The sequence below is a fragment of the Streptomyces sp. NPDC101776 genome, assembly GCF_044766845.1.
Taxonomy (GTDB): domain Bacteria; phylum Actinomycetota; class Actinomycetes; order Streptomycetales; family Streptomycetaceae; genus Streptomyces.
Map to the genome: position 1 here is coordinate 225,132 of NZ_JBIWMV010000008.1, position 13,399 is coordinate 238,530.

The 13,399-nt window shown below is 69.0% G+C and carries 9 protein-coding genes, 1 pseudogene and 1 riboswitch; of the genes and pseudogenes, 4 read left to right on the plus strand and 6 right to left on the minus strand.

Annotated elements, in window-relative coordinates:
- Nucleotides 1-278 precede the first annotated feature (278 nt).
- On the minus strand, nucleotides 279-1,289 hold the full coding sequence (locus ACIRRY_RS25675; protein ID WP_403976744.1) for a polyprenyl synthetase family protein: 1,011 nt from the start codon (nucleotides 1,287-1,289) through the stop codon (nucleotides 279-281).
- 208 nt (nucleotides 1,290-1,497) lie between these two features.
- Here ACIRRY_RS25675 and ACIRRY_RS25680 point away from each other — a divergent pair.
- The 3 genes and pseudogenes from ACIRRY_RS25680 (at nucleotide 1,498) to ACIRRY_RS25690 (ending at nucleotide 5,939) form a co-directional block, all read left to right on the plus strand.
- Nucleotides 1,498-3,010: pseudogene (locus ACIRRY_RS25680) on the plus strand (peptide MFS transporter).
- A 28-nt stretch (nucleotides 3,011-3,038) separates the two neighbouring features.
- Nucleotides 3,039-5,033: a CocE/NonD family hydrolase gene (locus ACIRRY_RS25685; RefSeq protein ID WP_403976746.1), complete on the plus strand. Its 1,995-nt coding sequence runs from the start codon at nucleotides 3,039-3,041 to the stop codon at nucleotides 5,031-5,033.
- Between the two features lie 231 nt (nucleotides 5,034-5,264).
- Nucleotides 5,265-5,466: riboswitch (cyclic di-AMP (ydaO/yuaA leader) on the plus strand.
- A gap of 5 nt (nucleotides 5,467-5,471) precedes the next feature.
- A complete protein-coding gene (locus ACIRRY_RS25690; protein ID WP_403976748.1) occupies nucleotides 5,472-5,939 on the plus strand; it encodes a transglycosylase SLT domain-containing protein in 468 nt (155 codons plus the stop codon).
- Here ACIRRY_RS25690 and ACIRRY_RS25695 read toward each other — a convergent pair.
- From ACIRRY_RS25695 to ACIRRY_RS25715, 5 genes are all read right to left on the minus strand, one after another.
- The gene (locus ACIRRY_RS25695) at nucleotides 5,936-6,754 is read right to left on the minus strand and encodes an HAD family hydrolase (RefSeq protein ID WP_403976750.1); all 819 of its coding nucleotides are present in this window, start codon (nucleotides 6,752-6,754) and stop codon (nucleotides 5,936-5,938) included. The genes ACIRRY_RS25690 and ACIRRY_RS25695 overlap by 4 nt on opposite strands.
- Nucleotides 6,755-6,860: 106 nt before the next feature.
- Nucleotides 6,861-7,889, minus strand: coding sequence for a LacI family DNA-binding transcriptional regulator (locus ACIRRY_RS25700; RefSeq protein WP_403976752.1), 1,029 nt, complete (start codon nucleotides 7,887-7,889; stop codon nucleotides 6,861-6,863).
- Between the two features lie 57 nt (nucleotides 7,890-7,946).
- Nucleotides 7,947-8,825 (minus strand): carbohydrate ABC transporter permease, encoded by an 879-nt coding sequence (locus ACIRRY_RS25705; RefSeq protein ID WP_403976754.1) that lies wholly within the window; start codon nucleotides 8,823-8,825, stop codon nucleotides 7,947-7,949.
- Nucleotides 8,822-9,811 (minus strand): carbohydrate ABC transporter permease, encoded by a 990-nt coding sequence (locus ACIRRY_RS25710; RefSeq protein WP_403976756.1) that lies wholly within the window; start codon nucleotides 9,809-9,811, stop codon nucleotides 8,822-8,824. Before ACIRRY_RS25710 ends, ACIRRY_RS25705 begins: the two co-directional genes overlap by 4 nt.
- Complete coding sequence (locus ACIRRY_RS25715; RefSeq protein ID WP_403976758.1) at nucleotides 9,808-11,145, minus strand: ABC transporter substrate-binding protein; 1,338 nt, start codon at nucleotides 11,143-11,145, stop codon at nucleotides 9,808-9,810. The genes ACIRRY_RS25710 and ACIRRY_RS25715 overlap by 4 nt, the downstream gene beginning before the upstream one ends.
- A 208-nt stretch (nucleotides 11,146-11,353) precedes the next feature.
- On the opposite strand from ACIRRY_RS25715, the gene ACIRRY_RS25720 reads away from it, so the two are divergent.
- A complete protein-coding gene (locus ACIRRY_RS25720; RefSeq protein ID WP_403976760.1) occupies nucleotides 11,354-13,360 on the plus strand; it encodes a beta-galactosidase in 2,007 nt (668 codons plus the stop codon).
- The last annotated feature ends 39 nt before the right edge of the window (nucleotides 13,361-13,399 follow it).

The window sequence follows — 13,399 nt, forward strand, 5'->3', positions numbered from 1 at the left end:
CTCAAGCCACACACGACAGCCCACCGGACACAACCCGCACACGACAGCCGACCGCGCTCAACCCCCCAAGAAGGCGACCGCGCCCAGCCCACTCACCGCAGGCACCCAAGGTCAACCCACGCAACACAGCCGACCGAGCACACCCCGCCCACGACAACCGACCGCGCCCAGCCCACTCACCGCAATCGCCCAGGGTCAGCCCACGCAACACAGCCGACCGAGCACACCCCGCCCACGACACCCGACCGCGCTCAACCCGCCCAACGCGGCCGACCCCCTCACCCAGCCCGGTGCACCACCGCGTCGCACATCTCCAGCAGCGCGACCTTCGCGTCGCACTCGGGGAGCGGGGCGAGGGCCGCGCGGGCGTCCTCCACGTAGCGGACGGTGTCGCGGCGGGCCTGTTCCAGGGCCGGGTGGGCGCGGAGGCGGGTGAGGGCCTCGGCGAGGCGGGCGTCGTCCGTGAGGTCGGAGTCGAGGAGTTCGCACAGGGCGCGGTCCTCGGCCAGCCCGAGCCGGTCCGCCCGCTCGCGGAGCCGCAGCACCGGCAGCGTGGGGATGCCCTCGCGCAGGTCCGTGCCCGGGGTCTTGCCGGACTCGTGGCCGTCGGAGGCGATGTCCAGGACGTCGTCGGCGAGCTGGAAGGCGACGCCGAGCCGCTCGCCGTACTGCGTGAGGACGTCCACGACCGTGTCGTCGCAGCCGGCCATCATCGAGCCGAAGCGGCACGCGACCGCGACCAGGGAGCCGGTCTTGCCGCCGAGCACGTCGAGGTAGTGCTCGACCGGGTCGCGCCCGTCGGAGGGGCCGGCGGTCTCCAGGATCTGGCCGGTGACGAGGCGTTCGAACGCCTCGGCCTGCACGCGGACCGCCTCCGGCCCGAGGTCGGCCAGCGTGTGCGACGCGCGCGCGAAGAGGAAGTCGCCGGTGAGGACCGCGACCGAGTTGCCCCAGCGGGTGTTGGCGCTCTCCACGCCCCGGCGCACGGCCGCCTCGTCCATGACGTCGTCGTGGTACAGCGTGGCGAGATGCGTCAGCTCGACGACGACCGCCGAGGGCACCACACCCGGCGCGTACGGGTCGCCGAACTGCGCGGCGAGCATCACGAGGAGCGGCCGGAACCGCTTCCCGCCCGCGCGCACGAGGTGCTGAGCGGCCTCCGTGATGAAGGGGACCTCGCTCTTGGTGGCTTCGAGCAGACCCTCCTCGACTGCCGCCAATCCGGCCTGGACATCGGCTTCCAGAGCCTGGTCCCGCACGCTCAGCCCGAACGGCCCGACGACGGTCACGAGGGGTCTCCTGTCTGCTGGTGTCCCTGGGCGGTCACACGGTTTGTCGATAGGTCGCTGGCATCACTCAAGTCAGCGTATCCGGTCGGCTTTCGATCACCCATGCCGCCCACCCCGTCCAGCAGGGGCGGTATCGGATCATGACCGGTATGTTTTTGATCACCTGATAAGAACGGATATTTGTCGACTTACGCGGAAGCAGTGGATCGTGTCTCGAACCGCCCTGGAAGCCGAGCCCGACGACAAACCGCCTCCCGAGGACGACCACGCCTTCTTCGGCCAGCCCAAGGGGCTGCTCACGCTCTCCGGACTGGAGGTCTGGGAGCGCTTCTCGTTCCTGGGCATGCAGGCCATCCTCGTCCTCTACTTCGCGGATACCGTCGCGCACGGCGGCATGGGCATGTCGTCCGGAACGGCCGCATCCGTATCGGCAGCCTACGGAACACTGGTCTATCTCGTCTCGGTCGCGGGCGGCTGGCTCGCCGACCGCATCCTCGGCTCGTACCGCGCGGTGCTGTGGGGCGGCATCCTGATCGCCTGCGGCCACTACGCGATGGCGGTCCCGACCTCCACCATGACCTGGGTCGGCCTCGGCCTCATCAGCGCCGGCACCGGCCTGCTCAAGCCCAACGTCGCCACCATGGTCGGCAGGCTCTACCGCACCGACGACGAGCGCCGGGACGCCGGTTTCGCCCTCTACTACATGGCGATCAACATCGGCGCCTTCGCGGGCCCGCTGATCACCGGCCGGCTCGGCGACCACGAGGGCTGGCACTGGGGCTTCTCGGCCGCCGCGGTCGGCATGACCTTCGGGCTGATCCAGTACGTCGCCGGACGGCGTCACCTCGCGGGCCGCAAGAACACCGCGGAGTTCGCACTCGCACCGGACGCGCTGCGCCGCGCGGTGCGGCTCATCGTCGTAGGCATCCTGGCGGCCGCCGTGCTCGCGACCGCGCTGGCCCTCGCCGGCCGGCTCACGATGGGCCGCTTCGTGGACCTGCTCACCGTCATCTCGGTCATCGCGCCCGTCGTGTACTTCACGGTGATGTTCACGAGCCCGCGGGTGACCGTCGACGAACGCGGCCGACTGCGCCCGTACATCGTGCTCTTCCTCGCCTCGACGGTCTTCAACTTCATTCTCTTCCAGGCCTATTCGACGATGATGCTGCTGGCCGCGTCGAACGCCGAGACGACCATCCTGGGCTTCGACTTCCCCGCGAGCCGGTACGCAAGCGCGCTCGGCGCCTTCGAGGTCGGGCTCGCGCCCGTCGTCGCCGCGCTCTGGGTCCGGATGGGCCGCCGCCAGCCGCACGCCTCCAACAAGATCGCGATCGGCGTCGTACTCGGCGGCCTCTCCTTCCTCCTGATGGTCCTGCCGACCAGCGGGCACAGCGGCGACGCCTACCGCATGTCGGCCTGGTGGATCGTCGGCTCGTACTTCCTGCTCGGCCTCGGCGACATCCTCCTGGAGACCTCCGGCATGTCCGCCACCACCAAGCTCGCCCCGGCCGCCTTCTCCAGCCAGACGATGTCCCTCTGGGTCCCTCTGGTTCCTGTCCCTCGCGCTCGCGAACGGCATCCAGGCCCAGACGGTGAAGCTCTACGACGACGTCTCCAAGCCGGCCTACTTCGGCGTCAACGGCGCGATCGCGGTGGCCGCCGGCCTCGCGGTGATGGCCGCCGCGCCCTGGCTGCGCCGCACCATGCACCCGGTCCACTGAAGCCCACACAACCCCAGGGGGCACGCTCATGCGCATCCGTACGTCCTTCCCCCACGAGACGACCCATGAGGACCTCCGCATCCCCCTTGCGGACGGAACACGCCTCTACGCGCGCGTGTGGCGCCCGCTGACGGACGAGCCCGTGCCCGCGCTCCTCGAATACCTCCCGTACCGCCTGACCGACTGGACCGCGCCCCGGGACGCCCAGCGCCACCCCTGGTACGCGGGCCACGGCTACGCCTCCGTCCGCGTCGACGTGCGCGGCCACGGCAACAGCGAGGGCGCACCCGGCGACGAGTACGACGCCCAGGAACTCGCCGACGGCGTCGAGGTCGTCAACTGGCTTGCCGCGCAACCCTGGTGCACCGGCAAGGTGGGCATGTTCGGCATCTCCTGGGGCGGCTTCAACTCCCTCCAGATCGCGGCCCTCGCGCCGGAACCCCTGAAGGCGATCGTCACGGTCTGCTCGACCGACGACCGCTACGACAACGACGTCCACTACATGGGCGGTTCGGCCCTCGCGGTCGACCTGCACGCCTGGGCCGCCACGATGCTCGCCTTCGTCGCACGTCCGCCGGACCCCGAGTACGCGGGCCTGGTCTGGCGCGACCTGTGGCTCAAACGCCTCGAACAGATCGACCCGTTCATCCACACCTGGCTCGCCCACCAGATCCGCGACGACTACTGGAAGCACGGCAGCGTCTGCGAGGACTACGGCGCGATCCAGGCGGCCGTCCTCACGGTCGGCGGCTGGCACGACCCGTACCGCGACACGGTCCTACGGCTCGTCCACCACCTCCCGCCCGACCGGGTGCGCGGCCTGATCGGCCCGTGGTCCCACCAGTACCCGGACCGGGGCCTGCCGCCGGGCCCCGCGATCGGCTTCCTCCAGGAGACCCTCCGCTGGTGGGACCACTGGCTGAAGGCCAAGGACACGGGCGTCACCACCGACCCACTGCTGCGCGCCTACGTCAGCGACTCGCATCCCCCGGCCACGGTCTACGACACCCTGCCGGGCCGTTGGGTCGGCGAGCCCGCGTGGCCCTCGCCGAACGTGAAGACGACGACGTACGGCCTCCGGGGCGCACCCGTGATCGTCCGCTCCCCCATGCACACCGGTGTGGACGCGGGCCGTTTCTTCCCCTTCGGGAACGACGCCGACCTGCCGCCGGACCAGCGGGACGAGGACGCGCGCTCCGCGTGCTTCGAGTTCGAGGTGCCGGCCGAGACATGGGTGCTGGGGCGGCCGAGGGTACGGCTGCGGCTGACGAGTGAGGTGGAGCGCGGGCAGGTGATCGCCCGGCTGTGCGACGTAGCCCCGGACGGCGCCTCGACGCTGGTCACCCGGGGTGTGCTGAACCTGTCGGCGCGGCACGGACGGGACCGGGCGGTGCCGTGGACTCCGGGTGCCACGGAGGACGTGACCTTCGAGCTGAACGGCATCGGGCACGCGTTCCCGCCCGGGCATCGCATCCGGCTCGCGGTGTCGTCGGCGTACTGGCCGTGGATCTGGCCGCAGCCGGAGTCGGCGGCGGGGTTCACGCTGGACCCGGAGGGGAGCGCGCTGGAACTGCCTGTGCGGGAGCGGGAGTTGACGGCCGGGATTCGCTTCGAAGAACCCGAGGAGGCGGCGCCGCTCGGGGTCAACTACCCCGCCACGCTGGACGAGCCCCGCCCCGAGCGTCTGGTCGTACGGGATGTGGCGAAGGGCGAGTGGCGGCTGGAAGTCGACCCCCGGTACGGCGGCACGCGCGTGTATCCGGACGGCCTGGAGTTCACCGAGGACGCGCTGGAGACGTACACGATCGACGAGGACGACCCGTTGTCGGCGCGTACGCGGTCCGACTGGTCGATCCGGCTGCACCGGCCGGAGCTGGGATGGGACACGACCGTGCGGACGCGGTCCGAGATTACTTGCGACGAAACGGACTTTATTAGCTCCAATGAGGTCATCTGCACCGAGGGTGAAGAAGTGATCTTTCATCGCACATGGGAGAAAAGGATTCCGAGAACTGCCAGTTGAGGCCGAATGCCCGATTTGCCGTTCTTAATCCTCCCGTGAGTTGGGTCACGCGTTTCTGTGCGTGACCTGTGTTCCTGTGTGTTCGCGTTTCCCCTTGCGGCGATTGCCAGTTGACCCTTGGCTCGCGCAAAGGATCAAGTGCCCCATACGCCTCAGACCAAGGTCAATAGGGGTGAGGTGTGATTCCGCCACTTGTTCCGGACATGTGCTCTCGCATAGTTTCCCGGCCTGTCGGGTGGAACGCCGAATCCTGCCGCCGCCCGATATCCCAGTCACGAACATCTCGCACGGCAGGAGCGGGGGAACCAGGTAAGTCGCCGGACCGGTCATGTCGACCGGGACGGCTTGGGGTTAAGTCACGTCCGTGAGGGCGCGGCCGGGCACCTCCCAGCCCGAACCCGACAGCTCACCTCGCAGGCGACGGAGAGGAACCTCGTCATGCCTGCATCCGCTCAGTCCCGCCGCACCCGTCTCTTCCGCACGCTGGCCGTCGCCGGTACGGGTGCCGCGATCATCGCCCTGCCGATCGTCGGGGCGACCACCGCCTCGGCGGCCACGACCTCCACGACCACCGCCGCCGGGTACTCCAACACCCTTGACGGGTGGATTCGTGAGTCCCTCGCGATCATGGCGCAGAAGGGGATTCCGGGGACGTACAACGGGATCTACCGGAACGTGATCCGTGAGTCGTCCGGCAACCCGTACGCGATCAACAACTGGGACTCCAATGCGGCGGCCGGTACGCCGTCGAAGGGGTTGCTCCAGGTGATCGACCCGACGTTCAACGCGTATCACGTGGCCGGGACTTCGTTCGATTCGTATGACCCGGTCGCGAACATCACGGCTGCGTGCAACTACGCGGCGGCGGTGTACGGGTCCATCGACAACGTGTACGGCGCCTACTAGAAACCGGCGGCGAACAGCAGTCTTTCGAGGACGACGGCGATGCCGTCGTCCTCGTTCGACTTCGTCACCTCGTCGGCCACTGCCTTGAGTTCGGGGTGGGCGTTGGCCATGGCCACGCCATGGGCCGCCCAGTCGAACATCGGGATGTCGTTCGGCATGTCGCCGAAGGCGATGGTGTCCGAGGGGGTCAGGCCCAAGTGGCGGGCGGCGAGGGCGAGGCCTGTTGCCTTGGTGATGCCCAGTGGCTGGAGTTCGACGGTGCCGGGGCCCGACATGGTGACCGAGGCCAGGGAACCGACCACCGAGCGGGCCGTTGCCGCCAACTCGTCGTCCTCCAGGGCCGGGTGACGGAGCAACACCTTGCTGATCGGTTCGCACCACAAGTCGTCGCGCTTCCCCACCCGCACCGCGGGCAGCGTGGGGTGCGGCATCAAGTAGCCGGGCTCGATGAGCGTGAGGCCGTCCACTCCGTCCTGGTCGACCGCCGCGTACACCTGGCCCACCTCCGCCTCGATCTTGCCGAGCGCGGTCTCCGCCAACTCCCGGTCCAGGGTGACCGACCAGAGCAGACGGTCCGCGCCGGCGTCGTACAACTGCGCGCCCTGTCCGCACACCGCGAGCCCCCTGCTGCCGAGGTCTTCGAGGAGCGGTCGCACCCTCGGGGCGGGCCGGCCGGTGACGACGAGGTGCCGGGCGCCGGCCGCTGTCACCCTCGCGAGTGCGATGCGGGACCGGTCGGAGAGTGTGTCGTCGCCGCGCAGCAGCGTTCCGTCCAGGTCGGTGGCGATCAGTGCATATGCGAGGGGTGCGGCCATGATCAGAGAATACGGATGGAACGCCCCACCGACTCGACACGAACCGGACGGCTCCTGCCTTCACATGCGTCGACCCGTGTTCCGGTTGCTTTGACAGTTACGGCGGTTATGCCGACTCCCGGATCACCAGTTCGGTGGGCAGGATCACGCCGGCCGTGTCCTCGCCGGCGATCTGCGCGAGGAGCATTCGCACCATTTCCGCACTGATGCGGTCGTAAGGCTGGCGCATGGTCGTGAGGGCCGGAGTGATGGAGGTCGCCGCCGCCGAGTCGTCGAAGCCTCCGACAGCGATGTCATCCGGGACCGAACGGCCGGATTGTTGAAGGGTGTTGACCACTCCGAGGGCCATCAGGTCCGACGCCACGAATACCGCGTCTATGTCGGGGGCCTGCGTGAGGAGTCTGCGGGCCGCCTCCTCGCCTCCCGTGCGGCGGTAGTCGCCCTCCACGACGAGGGTCGGGTCGTGCGGGAGGCCCGCCTCCGCGAGGACGTCCCGGTAGCCGGCCAGGCGGTCCGGGCCGCCGGGGGCGTCCAGCGGGCCGGTGACCATGGCGATGCGGCGTCTGCCCCGGGAGATGAGGTGGCGGACCATCTCCTGGGCGCCGTCGCGGTCGGCGGCGGCCACATAGCTGTACTTGGACGCGGTGCCGAGCGGCTTGCCGCAGCCCACCAACGGGATCCCGGCGTCCCGGAGTTCGGCCGCCACCGGGTCGCCGCTGTGGTTGGAGACGAGGAGGACGCCGTCGACGTGGCCCGAGGTGATGTACCTCGTGAGGCGGCGGCGTTCGTCCCGTGAGGAGGCCAGCATCAGGAGCAGCGGGATGTCGTGGCGGGCCAGGTGTTCGGTGCAACCCCGCAGCAGGACATTGAAGTTGGGGTCCTCGAAGAACTTCTCCTGCGGCTCGGTGAGGAGGAACGCCACCGAGTCCGACCGCCCGGTGCTCAGGGAGCGGGCGTGCCGGTTGACGACGTAGCCCGTCTTCCTGATCGCCGTCTCCACGGCGGTACGGGCGGCCGGAGAGACGTAGTGACCGCCGTTCAGGAACCGGGAGACGGTCCCCCGGGAGACCCCTGCCTCCCGGGCGACGTCGTGGATGGTGGGCGGTTTACGGCGTCCGTTCGGACTGGTGGTCATGGTCCTCGTTCTGCCGGTTCAGTGCGGTGGGGGGAGGCACAGCTCAGTACTCACAGCTCACGCCTTGACCGATCCGCTCAGCAGGTCCAGGGACCAGAAGCGCTGGATCACCAGGAAGAGCGCGATCAGCGGCAGGATCGCGAGGAAGCAGCCCATGATGACCAGGGTGTAGAGCGCCGGTTGGGAGGCGCCCTGGGTCAGCAGGGTGTAAAGGCCCAGCGTGATCGGGAACTTGGTGTCGTCCGCGAGCATCACGTACGGCAGCAGGAAGTTGTTCCAGATGCCGACGAACTGGAACAGGAACACCGTGATGAGCCCCGGCATCATCATCGGCACCGCGATCCGCGAGAAGATCCGCCACTCGCTCGCACCGTCCATGCGGGCGGCCTCGAGGAGTTCGGTGGGGACGGCGGCCGCCGCGTAGATACGGACGAGGTAGACGCCGTAGGGAGAGAGGATCGACGGCAGGAGCATCGACCAGTACGAGTCGGCCAGGCCCGTCTTGGACAGGAGCAGGTACTGCGGGACCGTCAGGACGATGCTGGGCACGAGCACGCCCGCCAGCATCAGCTTGAAGACGAACTCCCGTCCCTTGAAGGCGAATCGGCCCAGTGCGTAGCCGCCGGCGGCCGAGACCGCGGCGGAGAGCAGGGCGCCGAAACCCGCGTAGAAGAGGGAGTTGGCCATCCACTGCCAGTAGATGCCGTCCCGGTAGGAGCTCAACTCCTTGAGGTTGGCGAGGAATCCGGTGCCCGGGGAGAACGTGAACGTGGAGAAGAGCTCGCTACGGCCCTTGGTCGCCGCGATGACGACCCAGATCACGGGGACCAGGCAGTACAGCGAGCCGAGGATCAGCACCAGGGTCGGCACCCACGCGGTGCGCTTCGGCTTGCTGAGGCCCTGGTTGGCGTCGGCGGTGAGGGTGAGGGGGGTCATGCCCGGTCCTCCCGGGTGTAGCGGTCGGAGACGCGGAGCAGCGTGAAGGAGACCACGAAGGTCGCCAGGGCCAGCACCACCGCGGTGGCGGAGGCGCCGTAGATGTCCGACCTGAGGAAGGCGGCGTCGTAGATGGCCATCAGCGGACTCCAGGAACCGGAGAGGCCGTTGGTCAGCGGCTTGAGCGCCATGGGCTCGGTGAAGACCTGGAGCGTGGCGATGACCGAGAAGAAGAACGTGAGCACGAGGGAGGGCAGCACGATCGGGATCTTGATCCGCAGGGCGATCTTCAGGTCGGACGCGCCGTCGATCTTCGCGGCCTCGTAGATCTCCTGCGGGATCGCGCGCAGCGCGGTGTAGATGACGATCATGTTGAAGCCGGTGCCGCCCCACACCGCGATGTTCGCGAAGGACAGGTAGAGGTTGCCGCCGTCGAACAGGTCGGGCTGCGGGAGGTCGAACTCGCGCAGGAGGTAGTAGAAGGGGCTGACCGCCGGCAGATAGAGGAAGCCCCACATCAGGGCGGCGATGATGCCGGGGACGGCGTACGGCAGGAAGATCGCGAGCCGGGCGAACTTGGCGCTGCGCGCCTGCGGGGTGTCCAGCATCAGCGCGAAGACCAGCGCCAGACCGAGCATCGTGGGGATGACGATCAGGCCGTAGCCGAAGGCGCGCAGGACGCTGTGGCCGAACTCGGAGTCGTGCAGGACGTCGGTGTAGTTGCCCAGGCCGTTCCAGACCTGCCGGCGGGCACCCTTGCCGAGGCCGATGCCCTTGACCTGGACCTTGTGGAGACTGAGCCACACCGCGTACCCGATCGGTACGACGGTGAAGGCGGCGAACAGGAGCACGGCCGGAAAGAGGAACCAGTACGGCGCGCTGCGGCCACGGCGGCGGATGCGGCGGGGGCGGACGGTGGTGGCGGTGCCGTCCGCCAAGGGCCCGGCCGTCGTGCGGTCGGAGCCCTTGAGCGGAGTGGCGGTCATGCCTCGGTCACCTTGAAGCCCTGCTTCTTCATGTCGGTGAAGGTCGACGACTGCATGGTGGCGAGCGCGGTGTCGAACTGGGCCGCCTTCTTCGCCTTGCTGGCCTTGCCGAACGCGTCGCTGAAGGTGTCGTAGGCGACCTGGACGTTCGGGCCCCAGGCGGAGGCGGCCGTGGTCGCGGCGATCTTCGCGGCCGTGTCGTAGAAGTCGGTCTGGTTCGGGAAGAACGCGGGCGGGGTGAGGACCGAGCCGGACTGTCCCTTGGTGGCCGCCGGGTAGATTCCGGCCTCCTTGACCAGGGCGGCGAGCGCCTCCGGGTCGGTGTTCAGCCAGTTCGCGAACTTGGTCGCGGCCTCGGTGTGCTTGGAGTCGGTGGAGACACCGGTGGAGGAGCCGCCCCAGCTGCCGGTGACGTCCTCGCCCGCGCTCCACTGCGGCAGCGGCGCCATCCGCCACTTGCCCTTGGTGTCGGGGGCCGAGCTGATCAGCACGCCGGGCGCCCACACGGCGGAGACCCAGGCGAGGTGGGTGCCCTTGTTCAGGGCGCTGCTCCAAGCCGGCGTGTACATCGGCTGGTTGTCGATCGCGCCCTCCTGGACGAGCCCGCCCCAGAAGTCGGTGACCTTCTTCGTCGCCGCGTCGTCGATGCCGACGGTCCACTTGCCGCCGTCGCCCACGGTCCACCACTTGGCACCGGCCTGCTGCGCCAACCCGGCGAACAATCCGGGGTCGTTGGCGGAGAACGTCGTCAAGTAGGCGTCCGGCACTGCCTTCTTGGCGGCGCGGGCGGTCTTGGCGAAGTCGTCCCAGGTGGTGGGGACGGTCAGGTCGTGCTTCTTGAACAGGTCCTCGCGGTAGAAGAACATCAGCGGCCCGGAGTCCTGCGGTATCGCGTACACGGCGTCGGTGCCGAGCGTCACCATGGCCCAAAGTCCCTCGGCGAACTGGGACTTGGTGGACTTCGCGTACTTCGAGATGTCCGCGAGCACGTCGTTCGACACCAGCGTCGGCAGCGACTGGTACTCGACCTGGATCAGGTCGGGGGCGTTGCCCGCCTTCTTCGCGGTGATCAGCTTGGAGACGATGTCCTTGCCGGCGGCCTGCTTGGAGACGGTGACCGTGATGTCCGGGTTCTTCTTGTTCCAGATCGCGGCGACCTTGTCCATGTTCGGCGCCCAGGACCAGTAGGTCAGCTTGACCGGCCCGCTGCTCTTGCCGGAGTCGTCGTCGTCGGAACCGCCGCAGGCGGCGAGGGTGCCCGTGAGGCCTACGGCTGCCGCCCCGGCAAGAATGCTGCGCCTGCTGAACTGGTGGCGGTGGATCGACATCTTCATCTCCCCTGACTGAGTGCGAGCCGGTCACGGCTCTGTGACCGTGCACAGTAGAGAATTGTTTCGGACCCTTGTCAATGGATGAAGCCTGGGGTTACCTACTTGTTGCTGATGGGCGTGAGCCGCGACCATCCATGTGCACGATCACAGAATCACCTGGTTTTTCGCCGCCCTCAGTCGCCTCAGTCGCCGATCCTCCGGGAGTGAACCCATGCCGTCCCCCGCCCCCCACGACCGTCTGCCGCTCGCCTTCGGAGGTGACTACAACCCCGAGCAGTGGCCGCAGGAGGTCTGGGAGGAGGACGTACGGCTGATGCGGGAGGCCGGGGTCACGGCGGTCTCCCTCGGCGTCTTCTCCTGGGCCCGGATGGAGCCGCGTCCCGGCGAGTACGACTGGGAGTGGCTGGACACGACGATCGGCCTGCTGCACGCGGCGGGCATCACCGTGAACCTCGGGACCCCAACTGTCGTACCGCCGGCGTGGTTCTACCGCGCGCATCCAGACGCCCTGCCGGTGACGCGCGAGGGCGTGCGCCTCGCCTTCGGCTCGCGGGGCGCGATCTGCCACTCCAACCCGGCCTATCGGTCGGCGGCGGCCACGATCACGACGGCGCTGGCCGAGCGCTACGGCGACCACCCGGCGGTGGTGTTGTGGCACGTCCACAACGAGTACGGCGCCCCGGTCCTCGCCTGCTACTGCGAGGTGTGCGCGGCGGCTTTCCGGGGGTGGCTGCGCTCGCGCCACGACACCCTCGACACCCTCAACAAGGCCTGGGGAACGGCGTTCTGGGGCCAGCAGTACGGCGACTGGGAGGAGATAACTCCGCCCCGCGCGACGCCGTCCGTATGCAATCCCACCCAGCAACTCGACTACCACCGCTTCGCCGACGCGCAGGCCCGCGCCAACTTCGTCGCCGAGCGGGACATCCTGCACCGCCTCTCCCCCGGCGTCCCGGTCACCACCAACTTCATGGTCGCGCCGAGCCAGGGCCGGACCGTCGACTACTGGGCCTGGGCCAAGGAGGTCGACCTGGTCACCAACGACCACTACCTGATGACCGACGGCCGCCGCACCCACGTGAACCTCGCGCTGGCGGCGGACCTGACGCGCTCGGTGGCGAACGGCGGCCCCTGGCTGCTGCTGGAACACGCCACGTCCGGGGTCAACTGGCAGCCGTACAACCCCGCGAAGCGCTCCGGCGAGATGGCGCGCAACTCACTCGGGCATGTGGCCCGGGGCTCCGAGGGCGCGATGTTCTTCCAGTGGCGGCAGTCGCAGTCGGGCGCGGAGAAGTTCCACACAGCGATGCTGGCGAACTCCGGTACGGACAACCGGGGTTGGCGCGAGGTGACCGAACTCGGCCGCCGGGTCGGTGAGTTGAGCGAGGCGGGCCTGCGCGGCACCCGGACGCGCGGTGACGTGGCGATGGTGTGGTCGTGGGACTCCTGGTGGGCACAGAGCCTGGAGTGGCGACCGAGCCAGGACCTGGACGCGCGGGAACGGTTGGATTCCTTCTACGAGGCGCTCTACGACCGGCACTTGACGGTGGACTTCCTGCCGCCGACGGGGTTGGGGGACGTGGACCCCGCGCGGTATCCGCTGCTGGTGGTACCGCAGTTGTACTCGGCGCCGGTCGGGGTGGGGGCGGACCTGGAGCGTTACGTGTCGCGGGGCGGGACTCTGCTGGTCTCCTTCTTCTCCGGGATCGTCGACGAGAACGACACATTGCATGCGGGCGCGTATCCGGGGGCGCTGCGGGACGTACTCGGCCTGACTGTCGAGGAGTTCGATCCCCTGTTGCCGGGGGAGGTGGTGTCGGTTCGGGGGACGGACGGCGCGCTGTACACCGCCGACCTGTGGTCGGAGGTCGTGATCCCGGGTGCGGGCTGCGAGACGGTCGCGGTGTTCGCGGACGGTCGCACGGCGGGCGGGGCGGCGCTGACGCGGCATGCGGTGGGGTCGGGTTCGGCGTGGTACCTGGCGACCCGGCTGACCGGTGCCGATCTGGCGGCCGTGGTGGACCTCGCCCTCGCGGACGCGGGGATCACGCCGGTCGATCTGCCGCGCGATGTCGAACTCGTCGTACGGGAGGGCGAGTCGGGGACGTTTCGCTTCGCGGTGAACCACACCGGGGGCGAGGTGAAGGTGGTGCTGCCGGACGGGAGCCGGGCCGCGGTGCCGGGGGGTGGGGTGGAGGTGTTCAGGGACCCTCGCTGATCTCGGCTCGCTCGCTTTCTCGGCTCGACTCGCTTGGTT